This window comes from Pseudomonas sp. B21-048 (assembly GCF_024748615.1).
Classification (GTDB): domain Bacteria; phylum Pseudomonadota; class Gammaproteobacteria; order Pseudomonadales; family Pseudomonadaceae; genus Aquipseudomonas.
Genome location: NZ_CP087168.1, coordinates 3,311,602 through 3,335,671, shown reverse-complemented (window position 1 = coordinate 3,335,671; position 24,070 = coordinate 3,311,602). Strand labels below are relative to the sequence as shown.

Annotated in this window: 15 protein-coding genes and 2 riboswitches; of the genes, 7 read left to right on the top strand and 8 right to left on the bottom strand. The window is 60.5% G+C overall.

The window, feature by feature from the left end:
- Positions 1–27: 27 nt before the first annotated feature.
- Complete coding sequence (gene sohB, locus LOY56_RS15480) at positions 28–1,050, top strand: protease SohB (protein WP_258615328.1); 1,023 nt, start codon at positions 28–30, stop codon at positions 1,048–1,050.
- 192 nt (positions 1,051–1,242) lie between these two features.
- Positions 1,243–5,130: a dermonecrotic toxin domain-containing protein gene (locus LOY56_RS15475; RefSeq protein ID WP_258615326.1), complete on the top strand. Its 3,888-nt coding sequence runs from the start codon at positions 1,243–1,245 to the stop codon at positions 5,128–5,130.
- Between the two features lie 49 nt (positions 5,131–5,179).
- On the opposite strand, the gene LOY56_RS15470 is transcribed toward LOY56_RS15475, so the two are convergent.
- Positions 5,180–5,674, bottom strand: a complete 495-nt coding sequence (locus tag LOY56_RS15470; RefSeq protein WP_258615323.1) for a DUF934 domain-containing protein — start codon at positions 5,672–5,674, stop codon at positions 5,180–5,182.
- Positions 5,658–7,316, bottom strand: coding sequence for a nitrite/sulfite reductase (locus tag LOY56_RS15465; protein ID WP_258615320.1), 1,659 nt, complete (start codon positions 7,314–7,316; stop codon positions 5,658–5,660). The genes LOY56_RS15470 and LOY56_RS15465 overlap by 17 nt, the downstream gene beginning before the upstream one ends.
- A gap of 523 nt (positions 7,317–7,839) precedes the next feature.
- Between LOY56_RS15465 and LOY56_RS15460 the strand changes: the two genes are divergently transcribed.
- Complete coding sequence (locus LOY56_RS15460; protein ID WP_258615319.1) at positions 7,840–8,925, top strand: ABC transporter substrate-binding protein; 1,086 nt, start codon at positions 7,840–7,842, stop codon at positions 8,923–8,925.
- 6 nt (positions 8,926–8,931) lie between these two features.
- Here the strand turns inward: LOY56_RS15460 and LOY56_RS15455 are convergent, their stop codons facing one another.
- Together LOY56_RS15455 and metH are read right to left on the bottom strand one after the other, a co-directional pair.
- The gene (locus LOY56_RS15455) at positions 8,932–9,153 is read right to left on the bottom strand and encodes a DUF2970 domain-containing protein (protein ID WP_038982938.1); all 222 of its coding nucleotides are present in this window, start codon (positions 9,151–9,153) and stop codon (positions 8,932–8,934) included.
- A gap of 171 nt (positions 9,154–9,324) precedes the next feature.
- Positions 9,325–13,035, bottom strand: coding sequence for a methionine synthase (gene metH / locus LOY56_RS15450; protein ID WP_258615318.1), 3,711 nt, complete (start codon positions 13,033–13,035; stop codon positions 9,325–9,327).
- A 155-nt stretch (positions 13,036–13,190) separates the two neighbouring features.
- Between metH and LOY56_RS15445 the strand changes: the two genes are divergently transcribed.
- Positions 13,191–15,476, top strand: a complete 2,286-nt coding sequence (locus LOY56_RS15445; protein WP_258615315.1) for a fatty acid cis/trans isomerase — start codon at positions 13,191–13,193, stop codon at positions 15,474–15,476.
- A gap of 133 nt (positions 15,477–15,609) precedes the next feature.
- Complete coding sequence (gene nfuA, locus LOY56_RS15440) at positions 15,610–16,194, top strand: Fe-S biogenesis protein NfuA (protein ID WP_028621370.1); 585 nt, start codon at positions 15,610–15,612, stop codon at positions 16,192–16,194.
- An 89-nt stretch (positions 16,195–16,283) separates the two neighbouring features.
- Here nfuA and cobM read toward each other — a convergent pair whose 3' ends face one another.
- From cobM to LOY56_RS15420, 4 genes are all read right to left on the bottom strand, one after another.
- The gene (cobM, locus tag LOY56_RS15435; RefSeq protein ID WP_258615313.1) at positions 16,284–17,030 is read right to left on the bottom strand and encodes a precorrin-4 C(11)-methyltransferase; all 747 of its coding nucleotides are present in this window, start codon (positions 17,028–17,030) and stop codon (positions 16,284–16,286) included.
- An 82-nt stretch (positions 17,031–17,112) separates the two neighbouring features.
- Positions 17,113–17,526, bottom strand: coding sequence for a cobalamin biosynthesis protein (locus LOY56_RS15430; RefSeq protein WP_258615310.1), 414 nt, complete (start codon positions 17,524–17,526; stop codon positions 17,113–17,115).
- A complete protein-coding gene (locus tag LOY56_RS15425) occupies positions 17,523–18,227 on the bottom strand; it encodes a CbtA family protein (RefSeq protein WP_258615309.1) in 705 nt (234 codons plus the stop codon). Before LOY56_RS15425 ends, LOY56_RS15430 begins: the two co-directional genes overlap by 4 nt.
- 11 nt (positions 18,228–18,238) lie before the next feature.
- On the bottom strand, positions 18,239–18,430 hold the full coding sequence (locus LOY56_RS15420; protein WP_258615308.1) for a CbtB domain-containing protein: 192 nt from the start codon (positions 18,428–18,430) through the stop codon (positions 18,239–18,241).
- Between the two features lie 121 nt (positions 18,431–18,551).
- A riboswitch (cobalamin riboswitch) is annotated at positions 18,552–18,778 on the bottom strand.
- 119 nt (positions 18,779–18,897) lie between these two features.
- Positions 18,898–19,114: riboswitch (cobalamin riboswitch) on the top strand.
- 100 nt (positions 19,115–19,214) lie between these two features.
- On the opposite strand from LOY56_RS15420, the gene cobW reads away from it, so the two are divergent.
- A complete protein-coding gene (gene cobW, locus LOY56_RS15415; RefSeq protein ID WP_309474860.1) occupies positions 19,215–20,276 on the top strand; it encodes a cobalamin biosynthesis protein CobW in 1,062 nt (353 codons plus the stop codon).
- A gap of 3 nt (positions 20,277–20,279) precedes the next feature.
- On the top strand, positions 20,280–24,053 hold the full coding sequence (gene cobN, locus LOY56_RS15410) for a cobaltochelatase subunit CobN (protein ID WP_258615306.1): 3,774 nt from the start codon (positions 20,280–20,282) through the stop codon (positions 24,051–24,053).
- Positions 24,054–24,070: the final 17 nt, after the last annotated feature.

Sequence of the window (24,070 nt, the reverse complement as noted above, 5' to 3'; positions counted from 1 at the left end):
ATCCGCGCATTGATTGAAGGAGTCCCTGTGGAGCTTTTGTTCGAATACGCCATTTTTCTGGCCAAGACCGTGACTCTGGTGATCGCCATTCTGGTGGTCCTGGCCAGTTTTGCGGCATTGCGCAGCAAAGGTCGGCGCAAGTCGGCCGGGCAGCTGCAAGTCAGCAAACTCAATGATTTCTACAAAGGGCTGCGCGAACGCCTGGAGCAAACCTTGCTCGACAAGGATCAGCTCAAGGCCTTGCGCAAATCCCAGGCTAAAACCGATAAAAAGCAAAAGAAGAAACCCGAGGTCAAACCGCGGGTGTTCGTGCTGGATTTCGACGGTGACATCAGGGCGTCGGCCACTGAGAGCCTGCGCCACGAAATTACCGCGCTGCTGACCCTCGCCACGCCGAAGGATGAAGTGGTGCTGCGTCTCGAGAGCGGCGGCGGCATGGTCCACAGTTATGGTCTGGCGTCTTCGCAACTGGCGCGGATTCGTGAAGCCGGCGTGCCGTTGACCGTGTGCATCGACAAAGTCGCGGCCAGTGGCGGCTACATGATGGCGTGCATCGGCGAGAAGATTATCAGTGCGCCGTTCGCGATCCTCGGCTCGATCGGCGTGGTGGCGCAGTTACCCAACGTCAATCGCCTGTTGAAAAAACACGACATCGATTTCGAAGTACTGACAGCCGGTGAGTACAAGCGCACCTTGACGGTGTTCGGTGAAAACACCGAGAAGGGCCGGGAAAAATTCCAGGAAGACCTGGACATCACCCATCAGCTGTTCAAGAACTTCGTTTCCCGCTATCGCCCGCAACTGGCCATCGACGAAGTGGCCACCGGTGAAATCTGGTTAGGCATTGCGGCGCTGGACAAGCAATTGGTGGATGAACTCAAAACCAGCGATGAATACCTCGCCGAACGCGCCAAACAGTCCGAGCTCTATCACTTGCATTACGCCGAACGCAAAAGTCTGCAGGAGCGTATCGGCATGGCCGCCAGCGGTTCGGTCGATCGCCTGTTGCTGGGCTGGTGGAGCCGTTTGACACAGCAGCGGTTCTGGTAACGCTTCAGGTCGCCTTGGGAAAAATGAAGCCGTAGCGCCCGCTACGGCTTCATTTTTTCCGGTAAATTCTCAACCCCCAATTTCTTGTGGCTTTCTGCGAATTCTCCCCCCGACATTGGCGATTTTTCCTGCTGCCGACTCAACGATCGCCCGCTATGTTGTCATTCCTTCAATCCCTGCAACGGAATGCACATGAATGACCACCCGCTTAATGACAACCCTGCACCACATCGTGATCAACCTGTGGCTGGCGCACTGGAAGCCGCGGTCGCTACAGCCTTGCCGCAATCCCCCGAACAATTCGGCGCGCAATTGATCAAGGGCAAGTGGGGGCAGGAAATCGACCCGTACACGACGCTGCTAGTGACGCTCGACTACGGTGCAAGCGCCGACCAGGACGGTATCCTCTATGGACAAGTGAATAATTCACGCACCCTGGTGCAGGCGTTGTTGGCAAATTATCAGACCTTGGGCGATGGTCGCTTCGACGAAAACCTGTTCGGCTTTGTTACGCCTCCCGCCATGGGGCCTGCGTTTCATGTCTTGGATGCGGTAAATAATCCCGCCGCCAAAGATAAGGACTACTACACGGACTATGAAGGTATCTACCGGTGTACTTCACCGCAGGTCTACGGGCCGAGCACGCAAATAGCACTGAGTCCGGCCGACTTCAAGAAATGGGTGTGGGAACTGGATTTGCGCAGCCGCTACCAGACGTATCTCGATCAGGTCTGGCCTTCGGATGAGCGGGTCGTGCGGGCCGAGCCCTGTGCGCTGAGGACCTCGGTGAAGGCGGCATTTGTCATGAGCGCCTGCCTGCAACATCAGGAAGGCAGCCTGAGCCAGGAGGGTTTTGCTCTGGCGATGCAGGCTGCAGGGTTGCCGGCGGAACAGACCTGGTGCGAACTGACGCTCACGCAACTGCAGGCAGCGACCCGTCCCGGCCCGTCGATAGAGGCCAGTCGCCTGACGATTTATCGCTACACCGCGACCGATATCTGGTGTTATCGCCATCGCCCCGACACCCGCGTCCTGCTCTACATCCCGGGCAATTCCTCGCCCTTGCACGAGTTCGCCGATGTCCACAACATGCGTGAGTGGATCGTGGTGCAAGGCAGGGCGGTCGATACGCGACAGGCCCTGGCCGCGCATTTTGCCGAGGACGACCTTGAGGACGGCACCTTCCATGCGGGGGTATCGACAGCACTGGAGGGGATGGCGATTTATCCACGAGAACACAGGCTGAAAAAGAATGCCGGTTTTTTCAACAATGACGGGTATTGGGACCCGCAGGACTACATCGGTTTCGAGCGCTCATCGGCCAGCACCGAGCTGTTTGCGCAATTGGTACTGGCCATGAAGCAAGGGGCCATGGCCAGCGTCAAGACCATCCGTAGCGATGCCCAGGTCAATCGCGACCATCTGAGCACGGTGGTCGAGTCAGTGGCGCATTGGATCAACCAGTTTGGCCCCCTGGCGCTGTTTGTCCCGGGTGGCGAGGGCTTACTGGTGCTAGCCGGCATTATTGACGCCGGTTATGGCCTGGAGCAGGCCGTGGACGGTAAAACCCCGGAAGAGCGCTCCGCAGGCGTAACGCGCATGGTATTCGGTTTGCTTAATGCTCTGCCGCTGGCGGCAGCGGGAGTCGCCTTGAAGGGCGAACGCGCCACCGCCGGGACGCTGGAAAAAACACTGCGTGAACCCGCAAAGCCCGTCACCGAGCCGGCTGATCATCTGTTGCCCGGTATCGCCACCGCTGCGCCGCAACTGCCATCGACGGCAGTCTCACGCCTGGAATTGATGCGCGGTGTCTGCGCGCCCCTTGCCACGTTCAGCGATGAAGTGCTGAGCCAGATTGCCAAGGTCAGTACCGTCGACGACGATCTGCTGAGGCTGATGCAGGCGGGGCGTCCGCCCACTCCCTTGTTGGCCGATACCATCAGCCGCTTCAAGCTCGACCAGGAGCTTGAAGTGGTGGTTGACCCGCAAGCGCGGGCCGAGCTGTTCAGTCGTCGTTATCAGGCGCTGCAGCAGTCGGAGCACGAATGGGTTCGGCTGTTGCAGCGCGAATACCCCGGGTTGCCGAAAAACGTCGTGGAACAGATCCTTGATCGCTCCGGCGTCGACATCGCCCAAGCGGTCGAACCCGCCGAGGCGCTGCCGGTCATCAAGCGCCTGGACAGCAAGGCACGGGAATATCAAGGCCATGTGAGGCTCAACCGTGCCTATGAAAGCCTGTACCTGCGTTCAACCCGCAATCCGGATGCTGACGTCCTCGCCTTGCACTCGCTCAAGCGCCTGTCCGGTTGGCCCGGTCGCCTGCGCATCGAAGTGCTCGAAGGCTCGATCAGCGGGCGGGTGCTGGATCGCTGTGGCCCGCCCGGCGTGCCCGACTGTCGCCGGTTGATCAAGGTGGGCGATCGATATCGATCTGCGGCACTGGCCGATTCTGTCGCAGGCGTCGACCTGCCCGCCGCTGTATTCGATGTGCTGTCCATCGAGGAGCGCAGCACACTGTCGTTGAGCTCGGCGGCTGACCTGCGGCAACGCCTGGGGGAGTGGGCATTGCCCCGCTCCGAACTCATGCTTGGACTGAACCGGATGGATGCGAAGCTGCCTTTCGACAGCTGGGGTTTGCGTGGTGGCGGTTTTCCCGACACCCCGCAGGGGCTGGCGCTGACCCATGCAACGATGCGCCTGAGGGTCAAGGATGTTTATCCGGAGTTCACCGACGCGCAGACCGATGAATTCCTTTTGCGGGCAGGTAGCGGGGCGGACGTGCTGCTGGATCATCTGGATTTGCAGTTGCAGCAGTTGCATTTCAATCTGCAGGAGTGGATCGATATGACCCTGCATGATATCGATGACATGGACCTGGAGTTTCTGCAGCCCGGCGATGCGGAGGCGCAGGACATGACCGCCGCGCAAGTGGAGGCGCACAATGCCCAATTGCTCGAGCACACCTTGGAGTACGAACGTGAAACCCGCAGTGAACTGGCCGACGATCTGATCGCCATCTGGCAGAAACGCTCGCTCCAGGAAACCAGGGTTATGTCCGGCGAGGAGTTTGTCGGCTACAGGCTCGACCTGGATTTCGAGGACTATCATCGGTTGCCGGACATGAGCGTTCGTTTCGATGAAGTCGTCGAGCTGTCGATGAAAGGAATGCACCTGATCGCGCGCGAGAGTCTTGATGCTTTTCTGGAGGGTTTTCCGAATCTGCGGATTCTGAATCTGGAGCGGCTGGACCTGCGTCGGCTCAATATGGACGATGTGCTGGAGAGCGCGCTGCCCACGCCGATCCTGGAAATGAAGCACCTGACAGCGTTGAACCTGAAGTCGACGTTTCTGCAATTGAAGGAGAGCACGGCTTCGCAGTTTCGCAATCTGGCCAGACTGCAGACCCTGGACCTGAGCGACAACCCCCTGGCCACTGCTCCCGTGGTACTGGGGATGAACGACTTGCACGTGCTGAACCTGAAAAACACCGGTATCACCCACTGCCCGATCGGCATCCCCGAGGAGCCACGCATGACCGCGCTGGACCTGCGCGATAATCACATCAGCCGGGTTCCTTACAACGTCCTGGATCAGGCGGTCTCCCGTGACAGGGTCAAGCTGTGGGGCAATCCGCTGACGGACGAGGAAACGTTGCTGCGCCTGGTCGAGCATCGCGAGCGCACCGGCATCAATCTGTGGCTCGACCAGCCTGGGATCGACTATGGCAGCGCGTCATCCTGGCTCGAGGCAGTTGACGAGCCATTGCGCACGACCCGGCGCCAGCTCTGGGAGCGACTGTGGACGAAACCCTCGGGAAATGCTGTTCTGCGGGTAATGGACGGGTTGAGCCTGACCGCGGATTTCCAGGTCGGCTACCGGGAGCTGCAAGCGCGTGTATGGCGACTGTTACATGAAGTTGATGCGTCAGAGGAGTTATGGGGCTGGTTGAGTCATTGTGTCGAAACGACGCTGGCCGATGCACAAAACCCGTTCAGGTTGTTCGGCGTACTGGAGGATCGCGCCCGGCTGCACCACGATTGGATCGCCATGGGGCGGCCGATTCCGTTTCCTGCGCACTAGACGTTTCGAAGGAAAGCCTTGAACCCTGAGAGGGTTCAAGGCGTGACGGTCAGCGGCGACGGAACAGCGGCAGCGGTTCGTCGGTCGCGGCCTGATAGGTCACGGAGAAGTCCTTGAGGCCTTCGAGGGCTTCGTGCGGATCCTTGTCGGGGCGAATGGCGAACGCGTCGAAACCACAGCGGTGCATGTAGAACAACTGGTCACGCAGCACGTCGCCAATGGCTCGCAATTCGCCCTTGAAACCGTAACGGTCGCGCAGCAAGCGGGCGTTGGAGTAGTTGCGGCCATCGGTAAATGCCGGGAAGTTCAGGGCGATGACCTGGAACTGCGCCACGTCCTCACCGATTTCCTCGGCTTCCTCATCGGCATCCAGCCAGATGCCCAGGCCGCCGTCGCGGGCCAGGAGCATACGGCCATGTTCGCGCCACAGCTGCAACGGGACGATGTAGTCGTCGCAATTGGTGATCTCGTCGATATTGAAGTCCTTGGGCAGCAGGTGCCAGGTCTCGTCGACGACTTCGTTGTTCTTAATGATTCGCTGCATAGACACGCTCCTTGAAGAGGTCGATGCCGATACGCTGATAGGTGTCGATGAAGCGCTCGTCTTCGGTACGTTGTTCGATGTACACGTCGATCAGCTTCTCGATCACATCAGGCATGGCTTCCTGGGCGAAAGACGGGCCGAGGATCTTGCCCAGGCTCGCGTCGCGACTGGCGCTGCCACCCAGGGACACCTGATAGAACTCTTCGCCTTTCTTGTCCACCCCGAGAATGCCGATGTGGCCAACGTGGTGGTGACCACAGGCGTTCATGCAGCCAGAGATGTTCAGGTCCAGCTCGCCAATGTCGAACAGGTAGTCCAGGTCGTCGAAGCGGCGCTGGATCGATTCGGCGATCGGGATCGATTTGGCGTTGGCCAGGGAGCAGAAGTCACCGCCTGGGCAGCAGATGATGTCAGTCAGCAAGCCGATGTTCGGCGTGGCGAAACCTTGCTCACGCAACTCGCTCCACAGGGCGAATAATTGGCTCTGCTCGACATCGGCCAGAATAATGTTCTGCTCGTGGGAAGTGCGTAGCTGACCGAAGCTGTAACGATCGGCGAGGTCGGCAACGGCATCGAGCTGCTTGTCGGTGATGTCGCCCGGCGCAACGCCAGTTGGCTTCAGAGACAACGTCACGGCCACGTACCCCGGCTTTTTGTGCGCGAGGGTGTTGCGGGTGCGCCAGCGGGCGAAGCCCGGGTGCTGTTTGTCGAGCTCGATCAGCTCGGCCGCCTGGTTGTCCAGAGCCTTGTAGGCCGGATCGACGAAGTGTTTGGCCACGCGATGCACTTCGGCGTCGGTCAATGTGGTCTGGCCACCGCGAAGATGTTCCATTTCCGCGTCGACTTTTTGCGCGAAGACTTCAGGCGTCAGGGCCTTGACCAGAATCTTGATCCGCGCCTTGTACTTGTTGTCGCGACGGCCATAGCGGTTGTAGACCCGCAGGATGGCGTCGAGGTAGCTCAACAGATCCTGCCATGGCAGAAATTCGTTGATGAACGCGCCCACCACTGGCGTACGGCCCAGGCCGCCACCGACCAGCACACGGAAACCCAGTTCGCCCGCGGCGTTGTGCACCGGCTCAAGGCCGATGTCATGGACTTCGATGGCCGCACGGTCGGACGTCGAACCGTTGATGGCGATTTTGAATTTACGTGGCAGGTAGGCGAATTCCGGGTGGAACGTGGTCCACTGACGGACGATTTCGCACCATGGACGCGGATCGATCAACTCATCGGCCGCGACACCGGCGAACTGGTCGGTAGTGACGTTGCGCAGGCAATTGCCGCTGGTCTGGATCGCATGCATCTGCACGGTCGCCAGTTCAGCCAGGATGTCCGGGATGTCTTCCAGGGCGGGCCAGTTGAACTGCACGTTCTGCCGGGTACTGATGTGGGCGTAGCCCTTGTCATAGTCGCGGGCAACTTTGGCCATCATTCGCGTCTGGCGCGAAGTCAGTTGGCCATAAGGCACCGCCACCCGCAGCATCGGCGCGAAGCGCTGGATATAAAGGCCATTTTGCAGGCGCAGGGGGCGGAATTCTTCTTCGCTCAGCTCGCCTGCCAGATAGCGTCGGGTCTGATCACGGAACTGCTTGACGCGGTCCTCGATGATCCGCTGATCGTACTCGTCGTATACGTACATATAAGTCCTGTTCTCAGGCTTGGGCCGGTCGGATCCAGTTGCGTTTTTCGCTTGCTGAAGTCTCCGATACTGCCTCGGCAATTCTGCGCGCACGGCCGCGCACTCCCAACGGAGCGGAGGCAAGATACCAGTTTGCAGTTATGCGCAAAAGTGATGTTTGAGTATATGTAAAGAACCAAAACGACTAATGAAGCGCATAGAACTAAAACCCACATTTGTGGTGCGGCCAATCATCGTCTTTACTGTGCTCGAGTCTTTATGCAATCACCGATAAAACCGACAAGAGGCGATGCGATGAGCAACCCAACCAAAGCAGGGAAAAGCGATAGCACGGTCGATGCTTGGGCGATTTTGTTCTTGATCATCCTGGTGGTGGGCACCGCGGTGTTCTGGGTCAGCCATCAATAAACGACCCGTTCGGGCCTGGCGCCGACGATTGTCGGACAAAAGCCGGAGTAAGCGCCGTTTCAAGGGATTTCGCCGGCTATAATGCGCGGCGGATTTTCAGGGCTCGGACGATTTAATGTTGAAGTTCTTCTACGGTGTAGTGCTGACGCTTGGCGTGGTCCTGGGACCGGGTGCCCAAGCGGCGTCCGTGTTGTTCCTCAATCCTGGGAACAGCCAAGAGACATTCTGGGTCAGTTACTCGCAGTTCATGCAGACCGCAGCCAAGGACCTGGGCATGGATTTGCGCATCCGCTATTCCGAACGAAACGCCGAGACCACGCTCAAGCAGGCTCGCGAAGCCCTGCAAGGGCCGGATCGGCCGGATTATCTGGTGTTCGTCAACGAGCTGTACGTTGCGCCCGAAATCCTGCGCCTGGCTCGAGGCAGCGGTGTGAAGCTGTTTATGGTCAACAACGGCCTGACCCCAGACCAGAATCGTCTGCTAGGCGCCCAGCCGGACAAATATCCCGATTGGCTGGGAAGTCTGGTGCCCAACAATGAGGAGGGCGGCTACCTGATGCTCAAGGAGCTGATTCGCCTGCATCGCCCGGTCGCGCCCGGTCAGGTCATTGACCTCGTGGCCTTCTCCGGCCTGAAGCTCACGCCAGCCTCGCAACTGCGTGAAAAGGGCATGATGCGGGCACTGGCCGAACACCCTGAAGTGCGGTTGCGTCAGGTCGTGTATGGCGGCTGGTCGCGTCAGCGAGCCTACGAGCAGGCCAGATTGTTGTTCAAGCGCTACCCGCAAACATCGCTGGTCTGGTCGGCCAACGATGAAATGGCCTTCGGCGCCATGCAAGCGTACGCCGAAATGGGAGGTCAGCCGGGCAAGGACGTACTGTTCAGCGCCGTCAACAATTCACCGGGCGCGTTACAGGCGCTGCTGGATGGCCTATTGAGCGTGCTGTTGGGCGGGCACTTCACTCTGGGAGGGTGGGCTCTGGTGCAACTGCATGACTATGATCAGGGCGTGGATGTCAGCCAGTATGGTGGGCGCGACCGGCAGATTCCCTTGTTGCAGCTGATTGATCGAGCACAAGCCAAGCGATTGCTGGCCTTGAGTACCACTCAGGATTACGGCGTGGATTTTCAAAAACTCTCGGCCAAAGGGCGGCCGACGTCGTATCGCTATCCGTTCAGCTTACAAACCCTGATGCACTGAGCCGGTTCAGATGCCCGCCAGGTGCACCACCAGTTTGACGATGCCAAACAGCGTCAACGCGAACACTGCCGTGAATAGAATCCCCAAAATCACGAAATGACTCGGCTTGCCGTGAGTGAAATCACGAGCCCGGTTCTTCCCGCTCTGCACCCCGAATGCCGCTGCCATCACGCTGTGCAGCATCTGCCAGAAGGTCGGCGGTTTGTTGTTGTCGACTGGATCGTCCATAACTCCCCCGTCACGCATGCATGTAAAGCAAGCATAGACAATCCACGCAGTCCTGTAGGAGCAAGCGGTGCGGCGATCCGACTTGCCCGCGAAGAACGATAACGCGGTCTCACTGGGAAATCGCATCATCGTTCTTCGCGGGCAAGCCACGCTTTCACAGGGGAGTGAGGGTTAGTTGTCGTAACCCAGGTTAGGCGCCAGCCAGCGCTCGGTCACGCTCAGCTCTTGGCCTTTGCGCGAGGTGTAGCTTTGCACCTGGTCTTTATCGATCTTGCCCACGGCAAAGTATTGCGCCTGCGGATGAGCGAAGTACCAGCCGCTGACCGCAGCCGCCGGGAACATCGCGTAGTGCTCGGTGAGGAACACGCCGCTACGACCGGCCTTGAGTTCTTCCGCTTCCGGGTCCAGCAGCTTGAACAGCGTGGCTTTCTCGGTGTGATCCGGGCACGCCGGGTAGCCCGGAGCCGGGCGGATGCCGGTGTATTGCTCTTTGATCAGCGCCTCGTTGTCCAGCGTCTCGTCCTTGGCGTAACCCCAGTAGTCTTTACGCACCTGTTGGTGCAGCCATTCGGCACAGGCCTCGGCCAAGCGGTCGGCCAGGGCCTTGACCATGATCGAGTTGTAGTCGTCGCCGGCATCCTGATAGGCCTTGGCCACTTCTTCGGCGCCGATCCCGGCGGTGGTGATGAAACCACCCACGTAGTCGGTCACGCCGCTGTCTTTGGGTGCAACGAAGTCGGCCAGGGAAAAGTTCGGTTTGCCGTCGGTTTTGATGATCTGCTGGCGCAAGTGATGCAGCTTGGCCAATGGCTTGCCGTCATCGCCGTAGACTTCGATGTCATCGTCGCGCACCTGATTGGCCGGCCAGAAGCCGAATACCGCACGGGCACTGATGAGTTTTTCGTCGATCAGCTTGGCGAGCATTTCCTGGGCATCGGCGTACAGCGCGGTGGCGGCTTCACCGACCACTTCGTCTTTGAGGATGCGCGGAAACTTGCCGGCCAGGTCCCAGGAGATGAAGAACGGCGTCCAGTCGATGTATTCGGCCAGCACCTTCAGGTCGATGTTGTCCAGCACCTTGGCGCCGGTGAACGTCGGTTTGACCGGTTCGTAGCTGCCCCAGTCGAACTGCGGCTTCTTGGCGATGGCCACCGGGTAGCTCAGGCGTTCGGTACGGGCGCTGCGGTTGGCGGTGCGCTCGCGAACGTCGATGTATTCCAGGCGGGTCTTCTCGACGAAACCGGCTTTCAATTCCTTGGACAGCAACTGGGTCGCCACGCCCACGGCGCGGGAGGCGTCGGTGACGTAGATCACCGCGTCGTTGCTGTACTTGGGCTCGATCTTCACCGCCGTGTGCGCCTTGGAGGTGGTCGCGCCACCGATCATCAGCGGCAGATGGAAGTCCTGTCGCTGCATCTCGCGGGCCACGTGAACCATTTCGTCCAGTGAAGGCGTGATCAAACCGGACAGGCCGATGATGTCGCATTTCTGTTCTTTGGCGACTTGCAGGATCTTCTCCGCCGGCACCATCACGCCGAGGTCGACGATGTCGTAGCCGTTGCAGCCCAGCACCACGCCGACGATGTTCTTGCCTATGTCGTGCACGTCGCCCTTGACCGTGGCCATGAGGATCTTGCCCTTGGCTTCCGGTTTGTCGCCTTTTTCCAGTTCGATGAACGGGATCAAGTGGGCCACGGCCTGTTTCATCACGCGGGCGGATTTCACCACTTGCGGCAGAAACATTTTACCGGCGCCGAACAGGTCGCCGACGATGTTCATGCCAGCCATCAACGGGCCTTCGATGACTTCGATCGGGCGCGAGAAGGACAGGCGCGATTCTTCGGTGTCTTCCACGATGTGCGTAGTGATGCCCTTGACCAGCGCATGCTCCAGACGCTTGTTGACGTCCCAGTTGCGCCACTCTTCGGTCTCGGCTTCCTTGACGCTGCCGTCGCCCTTGTACTTGTCGGCGATGGCGAGGAGGGCGTCGGTGCCGTCCGGGGTACGGTTGAGGATCACGTCCTCGACGGCGTCGCGCAGCTCGGCCGGGATCTGGTCATAGATCTCCAGTTGGCCGGCGTTGACGATGCCCATGGTCAGGCCGTTGCGGATCGCATACAGCAGGAACACCGAGTGAATCGCCTCGCGCACCGGGTTGTTGCCACGGAACGAGAACGACACGTTCGACACACCGCCGGAGGTCAGGGCGTACGGCAGTTCATCGCGGATGTAGGCACAGGCGTTGATGAAGTCCACAGCGTAATTGTTGTGTTCTTCAATGCCGGTGGCCACGGCGAAGATGTTCGGGTCGAAGATGATGTCTTCCGGCGGGAAGCCGACGTCGTTGACCAGAATGTCATAGGAGCGTTTGCAGATTTCTTTCTTGCGCGCTTCGGTGTCGGCCTGGCCAGCTTCGTCGAAGGCCATCACGACCACAGCGGCGCCGTAGCGTTTGCACAGTTTGGCGTGATGAATGAACTGCTCGACGCCTTCTTTCATGCTGATCGAGTTGACGATGCCCTTGCCCTGGATGCATTTGAGGCCGGCTTCGATCACTTCCCACTTGGAGGAGTCGATCATGATCGGGACGCGGGAGATGTCCGGTTCGCCGGCAATCAGATTGAGGAAGGTCACCATGGCCTTCTTCGAATCGAGCATCCCTTCGTCCATGTTGATGTCGATCACCTGGGCGCCGGCTTCGACCTGCTGCAGGGCGACTTCCAGGGCTTCGGTGTAGTTGTCTTCACGGATCAGCCGGGCGAATTTGGCGGAACCGGTAATGTTGGTCCGCTCGCCGACGTTGACGAACAACGAGCTGCGATCAATGGTGAACGGTTCCAGGCCCGAGAGGCGGCAGGCCTTGGGAATGTCCGGAATCTCGCGCGGCGCATAACCGGCCACCGCTTTGGCGATGGCTTCGATGTGGCCCGGCGTGGTGCCGCAGCAGCCGCCGACGATGTTCAGGAAGCCGCTTTGGGCGAACTCTTCGATGACCTTGGCGGTTTCCGATGGCAGTTCGTCGTACTCGCCGAATTCGTTCGGCAGGCCTGCGTTCGGGTGCGCCGACACGTAGGTGCTGGCCTTGTTCGACAGTTCTTCCAGGTACGGGCGCAGTTCACTGGCGCCCAGGGCGCAGTTCAGGCCGACGGAAATCGGCTTGGCGTGAGCCACCGAGTTCCAGAACGCTTCGGTGGTCTGGCCGGAGAGGGTGCGGCCAGAGGCGTCGGTGATGGTGCCGGAAATCATGATTGGCAACTCGACGCCCAACTCTTCGTAAACACCCTGCACAGCAAAGATCGCCGCTTTGGCGTTGAGGGTGTCGAAAATGGTTTCGATCAGGATCAGGTCGGCGCCGCCTTCGATCAGGCCTTTGGTGGCCTCGGTGTAGTTTTCCACCAGTTCATCGAAGGTCACGTTGCGGTAGCCGGGGTTGTTCACGTCAGGCGACAGCGAGCAGGTGCGACTTGTAGGACCGAGCACGCCGGCGACGAAGCGTGGTCGGTCCGGGGTTTCCAGGGTTTTGGCGTCCGCCACCTTGCGCGCCAGGCGTGCGCCTTCTACGTTGAGTTCGTACGCCAGGCCCTGCATGCTGTAGTCGGCCTGGGACACCTGGGTGGCGTTGAAAGTGTTGGTTTCCAGAATGTCGGCGCCGGCATCCAGGTAGGCTTTTTCAATAGCGCCAATCACGTCCGGACGCGTCAACACCAACAGGTCGTTGTTGCCTTTGACATCGCTCGGCCAGTCGGCGAAGCGTTTGCCACGGTAATCCTGCTCCTCGAGCTTGTAGCTCTGGATCATCGTACCCATGCCGCCATCGAGAATCAGGATGCGCTCTTTGAGGGCGTGCTTGAGAGCTTGAAGGCGAACGCTGCGATCGGACATTTGGACTACTCGGTAAGGCCATGACGAAGGGGCGGGATAATAACAAACCTGTGCGCTTTTGGAGCATATGCGGGTTTTGCATGAATATCGTTCATGTTGGTGCGCAGGCTGGACCGGTAGAATCGCGACGTTTTCTTACGATCAGGACCAGGGATATGTCGTATCGCGTCGTCACCAGCCTATTGATGCTGTTTTTAAGCGGGGGCGCCGCTGCGCAAGGTCCGGATATTTCCTACGTCCGCGACATTCAACCGATCTTCACCGAAAAATGCGTGGCCTGCCATGCCTGTTACGACTCCGCCTGTCAGCTCAATCTGGGCAGTGGCGAAGGGGCTACTCGAGGGGCGACCAAGGCGCCGGTCTATGACGGCGAACGCCGTCAGGCTGCAGCACCGACCCGGTTGTTTTATGACGCATTCGGCAAACGTGCCTGGCAGCAAAAAGGCTTTTATTCGGTGCTCGACGCCCAAGGCAGCCAAGCGGCGCTGATGGCGCGGATGCTTGAATTGGGCCACAAAACCTCGTTGCAACCTAACGCCAAACTGCCGGAAGACATTGTGCTGGGCCTGAACCGGGAGAACCTGTGTGCCATGCCGGCAGAGTTCGACGGTTACGCCCGTTCCCATCCGAAAGAGGGCATGCCGTTGGCGGTCACCGGCCTGACCGATCAGCAATACCAGACGCTGCAACGCTGGTTGGCCTCCGGCGCGCCGATCGATGAGCAGGGCCTAGTGCCCAGCACCAGGGAAGCCTTGCAGGTGGTGCAGTGGGAAAACCTGCTGAACGCGCCGGGCGCTCGGGAGAGTCTGGTCGGGCGCTGGTTGTTCGAACACTGGTTTTTGGCGCACCTCTATTTCAAGGACGGCGAACCGGGGCATTTCTTTCAGTGGGTGCGTTCGCGTACGCCGACGGGGCAGCCGATCGATCTGATTAACACTCGCCGCCCGAATGACGACCCGGGCACTCAGATCTATTACCGTTTATGGCCGGTGCAAGGCGTGATCGTGCACAAGACGCACATTACCTATCCGCTGAGCGCGGCGAAGATGGCGCGGGTCAGAAGCTTGTTTTACAGCGGTAACTGGCAGGTTAACGCGCTGCCGGGTTATGGGGCGGAGCGAAGGGCTAATCCCTTTGCCACGTTCGAGGCGATCCCGGCGCAGGCGCGCTATCAGTTCATGCTCGATAACGCCGAATACTTCGTGCGCACCTTTATCCGTGGCCCGGTCTGCCGTGGCCAGATCGCCACTGACGTGATCCGCGACAACTTCTGGGCGCTCTTCCAGGCCCCGGAGCATGACCTTTACATCACCGACCCGAACTATCGCGGCCAGGCCACGCCGTTGCTGGCGATGCCGGGGCAGAACGATGACGTCGGCAGTGTTCTGAGTCTGTGGCGCGACTACCGCAACAAACGCAACGAGTACGAAGCCTTGCGCCGGGACAGCTACGCTGATTTGCCGGCACCGAGCTGGTCGACCCTATGGGCCGGTAATGACAACGCGCTGCTGAGCATCTTCCGGCATTTTGACAGCGCCTCGGTGAACAAAGGCTTGATCGGCGACGTACCGCAGACGATGTGGCTGTTCGATTACCCCTTGCTGGAACGCACGTATTACCAGTTGGCGGTCAACTTCGATGTGTTCGGCAACGTGTCTCATCAGGCCCAGACCCGGTTGTACTTCGACTTGATCCGCAACGGAGCCGAACAGAACTTCCTGCGCCTGATGCCGGCCGACTCGCGGGACGGCTACCTCGATGATTGGTACCAGAACAGCGGCCAGTTCAAGATGTGGCTGGATTACGAGTCCATCGACAACGACAAACCAACGGCGCTGACGCTGGACGAAAAGGACCCGAAACGCGATTTCGCCCTGCAGTTGCTGAGCCGTTACGGCGATCTCAACGCCAAACCCGACCCGATTAACCGCTGCGACGGTGCTTACTGCTCGCGGCCGAACATCGATCCGGCCTTGCAGAACGCCGAGCAGGCCTTGAGCCGCCTGACTTCGCGCCCGGCCGCCGGTTTAAAAGTCATTGATCAGCTGCCGGAAGCCACGATGTTGCGCATCGAGACCCAAAGCGGCAAACGCGAGGTCTACAGCCTGCTGCGCAATCGGGCCCACAGCAACGTGGCGTTCCTGCTCGGTGAATCGATGCGTTATCAGCCAGGGCTCGATACGCTGACTATTTATCCGGGTGTGCTCAGCAGTTATCCGAACTTCCTGTTCAACATCCCGGCCGGCCAGGTGCCCGCGTTCGTCGACGCGATGGAAAATGCGAAGGACGCCGTCAGTTTCGAGAAAATCGTCGAACGCTGGGGAATTCGCCGCAGCCATCCGCAGTTCTGGCAGTATTTCCATGACCTGAGCCGCTACATCCACGACACCGACCCGGTGGAAGAGGGCGTGCTGGACATGAACCGCTACGAAAACCTCTGAAACACCGTTGATCCCCTGTAGGAGGGCGGCGGGATCAGATTATCGACAAGTGCATCTTTCTTGACAAAAATACTGGGACTTTGTGCGGCGCGATGATTGGCGTAAACTGCGTCCAAGCCTGCGAGGAGTTTCCATGACCGCTATTACCATTACCGACGCCGCCCACGATTATCTGGCTGATCTGCTCTCCAAGCAGAACACCCCGGGTATCGGCATCCGCGTCTTTATCACCCAGCCTGGCACCCAGTACGCCGAAACCTGCATTGCCTACTGCAAGCCGGGCGAAGAAAAGCCTGAAGACACGGCGCTGGGGCTCAAAAGCTTCACCGCTTACATCGACTCGTTCAGCGAAGCATTCCTGGACGATGCGGTCGTCGACTACGCCACCGACCGCATGGGCGGCCAGCTGACCATCAAGGCGCCAAACGCCAAGGTACCGATGGTCAACGCCGACAGCCCGGTCAACGAGCGCATCAACTACTACCTGCAAACCGAAATCAACCCGGGGCTGGCCAGCCACGGCGGTCAGGTCAGCCTGATCGATGTGGTCGACGACGGCATCGCCGTGCTGAAATTCGGCGGTGGTTGCCAGGGCTGCGGCCAGGCAGACGTCACCCTGCGCGAAGGCATCGAGCGCACCTTGCTCGAGCGTATTCCCGAGCTCAAGGGTGTTCGTGACGTGACCGACCACACGCAGAAAGAAAACGCCTACTACTAAGTAAGGTGTTCACTGCAAACATAAAAAACGGTGCCCGTGAGCACCGTTTTTTTTTGATCGTTCCCACGCTGAGCGTGGGAACGATCATCTCAGGGTCGATACAAATGCGCATGCCCCGCGCGATACAACGACGATTCACTGAAGTGATCGCTACCCAACACCCGACCCACCAGGATCAACGCCGTGCGGCGAAACCCCTTGGCTTCAACCTTCCCGGCAATATCCGCCAGCGTCCCCACCACCCAGTCCTGATCCGGCCAGGTCGCCCGATGAATCACCGCAATCGGGCAATCGGCGCCATAGTGCGGCAGCAATTCGGCGAGGATCTTCTCCAGGTGATTGACCCCCAAATGGATCGCCATGGTCGCGCCGTGCTGCGCCAGACTGCCCAGCTCTTCACCGGCCGGCATCGCGGTTTTGTCCGCGTAGCGGGTCAGAATCACGCTCTGTGACACGTCAGGCAAGGTCAGTTCAGCACCCAAAAGCGCCGCGCAGGCGGCGGTGGCGGTGACGCCGGGAATGATTTCGAACGGGATGTCGAGTTCACGCAAGTAGCGAATCTGCTCGCCAATCGCGCCGTACAGGCTAGGATCGCCGGAATGCACCCGAGCCACGTCATGGCCGTTGGCATGGGCGGTCTTGATCAGATTGATGATCTGTTCCAGGTGCAATTCGGCGCTGTTGACCACCTGTTCGGCCCGGTGGCCCTCCAGCACGGCGGCGGGGACCAGGGAGCCGGCATAGATGATGACCGGGCAGCTACGAATCAGCCGCTGGCCTTTGACGGTGATCAGTTCCGGGTCGCCGGGGCCTGCGCCAATGAAGTAGACGGTCATCGTCGTTTCCTGTGAGAAAAAGGGCATGGGCACGCTTCAGATGAAGATTGCTCATGATCGAAGCGGGGGATTATCGAGGGTTTTACGCGGCGCTGGCCAATGCCAGAGTGGCCTGGGCGTATTTTTGTCGTGGAATCAGCAACTTTGCCGGTGCCTGAGCCAATTGTTCGGCCAGTGCAAGCGCGGCACTTTCCGCTACGCCGTAACAGCCGGTGCGTTCGAACGCGATGTCCGAGTGGTGGCTGAGTTGCGGTTCATAACCGGCCAATTGTTCGCTGCTGAAATACATCAACGGCAATGCCAGTTGTTCGGCCAGTTCGATCAGGGCGGGTTCTCCGCGCTTGAGGTCGATACTGGCCAAGGCCTTGATCTCACGAAGTTCGATTTGATGGGCCTGTAACGCCTGATCAAGCAGCGCCCGCAGCGTACTGACGGGGCAGCCGCGCTGGCAGCCCAGGCCGACCACCAGGGTCGGCGCTGCGCTGACGTCAGTCATGCGCAGTATTGGCCATCGCTTTTGCGGCGGAACAACCAGGCGCTGATCAGGCCCAAGGCCAGCCAGAACGCCATGTTGGTCAGTTGCGAAGCGATTTTGAACTGCGCTTCCAGGGCTTCCGGAGCCAGCATGGAGTGCACTTCCGGTTGTGGCGCGCCAATGACGTGCGGAACGGCGAGAATTGCCACGCCGAGGATCTTCATCAGCCAGTGGCGGCTGAAGACAATCAGCGCAATACCGGTAGCAGTGGACGCTGCCGTGCCGATCCACCAGATCTGCCGTTGCGCCAGATCCGCAGCAGCAGTGCCCGGCAGCTCAGGTGGCAGACCGAGGGTTGGCGCCAGCACGAACGTCGCATAACCGGCCAGACCCCAGAGCAAGCCCTGAGAGGTACGGCGTGGAGCGCGCAAGGTGTAGAGGCCCGCGAGCATCAGGGCGAAACCGACCGCTACCACCAGATTGCCGCCGGTGGTCGACAGCACGCGCTGCCAGCCGTCTTCCGGTTCCCAGGCTTCAGCATCGTGGGTGTGAGCGACAGCACCCGCGGCGTGCTCGTGGGTTTCAACTGCGGCCGGCTCGGACTTTTCGTAGGTCTCGGCCTGCAAAATCAGCGGGGCCACCCAGAAGCTTTGCAGCAGGGTCAACAGCAGGGCGGCCAGCAGCCCGGCGAAACCTGCGGTTTGCGCAATACGCTTGATCATGTCAGCAGGTCTCAATGGCACGGAAAGGCGGAGCTGTGGCGGGTATCGTGCGCGGCGTTGTGCACCGCTTCGATGTGCGAGAAACCGGCGAAATACACGAGGCTAGCGCCCAGGATCGACGCAAAAAAAGCGGCGGTCAGGCGTTGGCTCAGGGTAGTGGTGGTGCTGGCGGTGCTGCTGGCGGTACTGCTGATGATCGACATGGCGCTTCCCTCTGGTCTGTCAGCGGGTGAATAGAGCGCATGAAAACCTCCGCACGCCGGGGGCACGCAGAGATTTCGAACAGCGCCCGCCCACCGCGGGTTTGTTATTCAGTGAACATAAAAGTCACTTTGTGTTGCGGGCCGGTCTCCGGGCTCGCGAGGGGCAGGCTTGCGCCGACACCTGCAAGCATCACCTTCCCATGCCGTATGACGGGCACAGTGGATCTGACGCTTCACTCGCTTACCGTTGCGGGGGCAGCACCGGACTGACATGGCTTTGAGTAAAGCACATGATTCACCGATTTCCCGTTTCACCCTATGAAGGGCACCCGTAACAAGGCGTGTAGGAGAGCATGGGTGGGGGTTGGGCGTCAATTGGCAAGGGTTCTCAACTCTGTGGCGAGGGGGCTTGCCTGTGGCGAGGGGGCTGTGGCGTGCTCAGTGATTGACCCGCCCCCACACGATGCGTAGCCTTGCGCTTTCGAGGTTCTTCGGCATCTGCCGAAGCTAAGAAGGGAACGCGGTCGATGCCGCGGCTGCCCCCGCAACTGTGAACGGTGATGTTCGCTGCCACGCCACTGCAAGCCCTGATTCATCAGGTTCGCGGGAAGGCGCAGCGAATGCCAGGCCAATAAGGCCGGCACACCGTCAGCCAGGAGACCTGCCTCGACACAGATTCTCACTACAACCGGGCGGGGTGATCCGGTGGCGGAACTCTTGCGCGCGTGCATCCGCCGCTGCGATTGTCGTCCCGTATGCCCGCCACCTTGCCAAAGGGCATCCGATGAAAACACTGGCCAAACTCCCCGTCACCATCGTTACCGGCTTCCTCGGCTCGGGCAAAACCACCTTGCTGCGCCACATGCTCGACAACGCCCAGGGCCGCCGTATTGCGGTGATCGTCAACGAGTTCGGCGAGCTGGGCATCGACGGCGAAATCCTCAAGCAGTGCTCGATCGGTTGCACCGAAGAAGAAGCTAACGGTCGCGTCTACGAACTGGCCAACGGCTGCCTGTGCTGCACGGTTCAGGAAGAATTCTTCCCGGTGATGCGCGAACTGGTCGCTCGTCGCGGCGACCTCGACCACATCCTCATCGAAACCTCGGGCCTGGCCCTGCCAAAGCCTTTGGTTCAAGCCTTCCAGTGGCCAGAAATCCGCAGCGCCTGCACGGTTGACGCGGTGATCACCGTGGTCGATAGCCCGGCCGTCGCTGCTGGCACCTTCGCGGCGTTCCCGGATCAGGTCGATGCCATGCGCAAACTCGACCCGAACCTGGATCACGAATCGCCGCTGCACGAGCTGTTCGCCGACCAACTGGCCAGCGCCGACCTGGTGATCCTCAACAAGGCCGACCTGATCAGCGCTGAAGACCTGGCCCGCGTGCGCCTGGAAGTCGCCGAAGAACTGCCGCCAGCGGTGAAAGTCATCGAAGCCAGCAGCGGTCGTCTGCCACTGGACGTGCTGATCGGCCTCGGCGCCGGTTCCGAAGAACACATCGACAGCCGCCACAGTCATCACGATCATCACCATGAAGGTGAGGACGACCACGACCATGACGCCTTCGACTCCATCTCCATCGAACTGCCGCAAGCCGACGAAAGCCTGCTGCTGGACGCGCTGACCCAACTGGTGGTCCAGCACGGCATCCTGCGCGTCAAAGGTTTTGCGGCGATCCCGAACAAACCGATGCGCCTGCTGATCCAGGGCGTGGGCACGCGTTTCGACAAGCATTTCGACCGCCAGTGGAGCGCTGAAGAAGCGCGCACCACGCGTCTGGTGTTGATCGGTCAGGATCTGGACGCCGCTCAGCTCGAAGCGCAATTGCGCGCTGCGCTCAGCGTTTAAACCATGCACCTGCTCAGGACCCAGCCCGGCGGTTTCGTGTCGGATGACAACATTGCCGACCTTGGACAAACCCCCGCCGAGCTGGTGATCCTGTGCAGCGGCGATTCCAGCCTGGCGTTGCTCGCCGAAGCGGCGCAGCAGTTGCCCGACGATTACCCGAGCGTGCGCCTGGCCAACCCGATGCAGGTGCAGAATCACGCCTCGGTCGATCTCTATGTCGACGAAGTGCTGCGCCACGCCAAAGTGATTTTGATCTCGCTGCACGGCGGCATCGCCTATTGGCGTTACGGCATCGAGCGTCTGGTGGAATTGTCCGGACGCGGCGTGCAGCTGATTCTGGTGCCGGGGGATGATCGTCCGGACCCGGAACTCAGTGACCTGAGCACCGTCACCGCGCAAGACCGCGACCGGCTCTGGCACTTCCTGCGTCAGGGCGGCATGGCCAACGCGCTCGACCTGTTTCGCTGCCTCGCCAATCGCTGGCTGGGCCGCGATTACGCCTGGTCCGAGCCGCAAACCCTGCCACGCACCGCGATTTACCATCCGCAAAAAAGCCCCGCTGAGCTGAGTGATTGGCAAGCCGACTGGCAGGCGGATCAGCCGGTGGCGGCGGTGCTGTTTTATCGCTCGCACTTGCAGGCGGCGAACACCGGTTTCATCGATATTTTCTGCCAGCGTTTGCAGGCGGCGGGGTTGAACCCGTTACCGATTGCGCTGGCCAGTTTGAAAGAGCCCGGCTGCCTGACGGTGGTTGAGGACCTGTTGGATGAAGTCGAAGCGGGGGTGATTCTCAACACCACCGGTTTCGCCCAGTCCAGCCCCGAAGCACCGCACTTGCGGCCGTTTCGCCGCAATATCCCGGTGATCCAGGCGATCTGCGCCCAGGACAACGAGCCCGGTTGGCGCGCCAGCGAACAGGGCCTCGGCCCCCGTGATCTGGCGATGCACATTGCGCTGCCGGAACTGGACGGGCGGATCATCAGCCGCCCGATCAGTTTCAAGGACCTGGCCTGGCGCAGTGAGCGCAGCCAGTCCGATGTGGTCTGCTATCGACCTGCACCTGAGCGCATGGATTTCGTTGCAGAACTGGCGCGGCGCTGGATCGATCTGGCGCGTGTGCCCAACGGCGAAAAACGCATCGCCCTGATCCTCGCCAACTACCCGACGCGCGATGGACGCATCGGCAATGGCGTGGGACTCGACACACCGGCTGCGGCATTGAACATCCTGCGCGCGCTGCACGCCGAAGGTTATCCGCTGCCAGCCGAGTTGCCGGACAGCGGCACCGCATTGATCCAGCAATTGCTCGGCGGCGTCAGCAACGACCTCGATACCCTCGACCAGCGTCCCTGCCATCAAAGCCTCGCGCTGGACGACTACAACCTGATGTTCAACGCGCTGCCAGAAGCCAATCGCCAAGCGGTGCTGGAACGTTGGGGCGCGCCCGAAAACGATCCAATGTTCCGTGGCGGACGAATGATGATTGCCGGTCTGCGCTTCGGCCTGACCTTCGTCGGCATTCAACCGGCCCGGGGTTATCAAGTGGACCCGAGCGCGGTGTATCACGACCCGGACCTGGTGCCGCCTCACGGCTATCTCGCTTTCTATTTCTGGTTGCGCAACACCTACGGCGCTCACGGCGTGATCCACGTCGGCAAGCACGGCAACCTCGAATGGCTGCCGGGCAAGGGCGTCGGGCTGTCGGAAAACTGCTGGCCGGATGCATTGCTCGGGCCGCTGCCGAACATCTATCCGTTTATCGTCAATGACCCGGGCGAGGGCGCCCAAGCCAAGCGTCGTACGCAGGCAGTGATCATCGATCACCTGATGCCGCCGCTGACCCGCGCTGAAACCTACGGTCCGCTGCGTAATCTCGAATGGTTGGCCGACGAATATTACGAAGCGCAATTGCTCGATCCGCGCCGCGCCCGGGAATTGCAGCGCGACATTCTGCAATTGGTGCGCGACACGCACATCGACCGCGAACTGCAACTGGACGAGAAGCTTGACAGCGATGCCGATGCGGCGATCTGGTTGCCGCGTCTGGACACATACCTGTGCGATTTGAAGGAGTCGCAGATCCGCGATGGCCTGCACGTGTTTGGCGAGTCGCCGGTCGGTCGGTTACGCATCGACACCTTATTGGCCTTGCTGCGTATTCCTCGCGGCGATGGCCGTGGGGCGCAATCGAGCTTGCTGCGGGCATTGGCCAAGGCGTTTGCATTGGGCTTCGATCCGCTGGATTGCGCGTTGGCCGAGCCGTGGACCGGTCCTCGACCGGATGCCTTGTTGTCGCTCAGTAATGAAGTCTGGCGTACGGCGGGAGACACCCGCGAACGTCTGGAACTGTTCGCCGCGCAGCTGATCGAGCAGGCCTTGAGTGCTGAAATCGATCGGCTGGACGAGCCAGGCTGGTCTGACGTGAGCGCTATCATCGATAGCCTGCGCAACGTCGTTGCCCCACGCCTGGACGCCTGCGGCCCGGCGGAAATGCGCGGCCTGCTCGACGCCCTCAGCGGTCGATTCGTCCCGGCCGGCCCCAGCGGTGCACCGAGTCGCGGCCGTCTGGACGTACTGCCCACCGGGCGCAATTTCTATTCCGTGGACGTGCGCAACCTGCCGACCACCACCGCGTGGCGCATTGGCTTCCAATCCGCGAACCTGATTCTTGAGCGACACTTGCAGGACCACGGCGATCACCTGCGTCAACTCGGCCTGTCGGTCTGGGGCACCGCGACCATGCGCACCGGTGGCGACGACATTGCCCAGGCCATGGCGCTGATGGGCGTGCGACCGGTCTGGGCTACCGGCAGCCAGCGCGTCGACGACTTCGAGATTCTGCCGTTGAGCCTGCTGGACCGCCCACGCGTGGATGTGACTTTGCGCGTCTCCGGATTTTTCCGCGATGCCTTTGCCAACCTGATCCGGCTGTTCGACGCCGCCGTGCAAGCGGTCGCTGCGCTGGATGAACCGGACGATCTCAACCCGTTGGCGGCCAAGGCCCGCGCCGAGCGGCAAGCGCTGCTGGAATCCGGTCTGGATGAAGACGCGGCGCGGCGGCAGGCCGGCTGGCGCATCTTCGGGGCCAAACCGGGTGCTTACGGAGCGGGCGTGCAGGGCGCCATCGACGGTCGCTTGTGGCAAAGCCGTGAGGACTTGGCCGAGGTTTACCTGAACTGGGGCGGCTACGCTTACGGCGGCTCTGACGAAGGCACCGCCGCCCGCGAACAGTTCGCCCAGCGTCTGAGCCAGGTGCAGGCTGTGCTGCAGAATCAGGACAACCGTGAGCACGACTTGCTCGACTCCAACGACTATTACCAGTTCCAGGGTGGCATGTTGGCGGCCGTCGAAAGCCTGCGCGGCGAAGCGGCGGCCAGTTATCACGGCGACCACAGTCAGCCGGACTTGCCGAAGATTCGCACCTTGAAGGAAGAGCTTAACCGGGTGATCCGTTCCCGGGCGGCCAATCCGAAATGGATCGACGGGGTCAAGCGTCACGGCTATAAAGGCGCGTTCGAACTGGCGGCGACGGTCGATAATCTGTTTGCGTTCGACGCCACCACGCAGTTGATCGACGATCACCAATATGCGTTGCTGGCGGACGCCTATTTGCTCGATCCGGCGACCCGGGAGTTTGTCCGCGAACACAATCCCCATGCCCTGCGAGACATGACCGAGCGCATGCTCGAAGCGCAGCAGCGGGGGATGTGGAAAGAGCCGGGCGAGTACCGAGAGGCGCTGGAGAATTTGTTGCTGGATATAGAAGAAGACGGGTAACCAAGAGACGGATCGTT

Bases quoted from the DNA above. Each gene is read 5' to 3' on its own strand.
- LOY56_RS15475 (WP_258615326.1), top strand. From the start codon at position 1,243: ATGAATGACCACCCGCTTAATGACAACCCTGCACCACATCGTGATCAA.
- LOY56_RS15470 (WP_258615323.1), bottom strand. From the start codon at position 5,674: ATGCAGCGAATCATTAAGAACAACGAAGTCGTCGACGAGACCTGGCAC.
- LOY56_RS15465 (WP_258615320.1), bottom strand. From the start codon at position 7,316: ATGTACGTATACGACGAGTACGATCAGCGGATCATCGAGGACCGCGTC.
- LOY56_RS15460 (WP_258615319.1), top strand. From the start codon at position 7,840: ATGTTGAAGTTCTTCTACGGTGTAGTGCTGACGCTTGGCGTGGTCCTG.
- LOY56_RS15455 (WP_038982938.1), bottom strand. From the start codon at position 9,153: ATGGACGATCCAGTCGACAACAACAAACCGCCGACCTTCTGGCAGATG.
- metH (WP_258615318.1), bottom strand. From the start codon at position 13,035: ATGTCCGATCGCAGCGTTCGCCTTCAAGCTCTCAAGCACGCCCTCAAA.
- LOY56_RS15445 (WP_258615315.1), top strand. From the start codon at position 13,191: ATGTCGTATCGCGTCGTCACCAGCCTATTGATGCTGTTTTTAAGCGGG.
- nfuA (WP_028621370.1), top strand. From the start codon at position 15,610: ATGACCGCTATTACCATTACCGACGCCGCCCACGATTATCTGGCTGAT.
- cobM (WP_258615313.1), bottom strand. From the start codon at position 17,030: ATGACCGTCTACTTCATTGGCGCAGGCCCCGGCGACCCGGAACTGATC.
- LOY56_RS15430 (WP_258615310.1), bottom strand. From the start codon at position 17,526: ATGACTGACGTCAGCGCAGCGCCGACCCTGGTGGTCGGCCTGGGCTGC.
- LOY56_RS15425 (WP_258615309.1), bottom strand. From the start codon at position 18,227: ATGATCAAGCGTATTGCGCAAACCGCAGGTTTCGCCGGGCTGCTGGCC.
- LOY56_RS15420 (WP_258615308.1), bottom strand. From the start codon at position 18,430: ATGTCGATCATCAGCAGTACCGCCAGCAGCACCGCCAGCACCACCACT.
- cobW (WP_309474860.1), top strand. From the start codon at position 19,215: ATGAAAACACTGGCCAAACTCCCCGTCACCATCGTTACCGGCTTCCTC.
- cobN (WP_258615306.1), top strand. From the start codon at position 20,280: ATGCACCTGCTCAGGACCCAGCCCGGCGGTTTCGTGTCGGATGACAAC.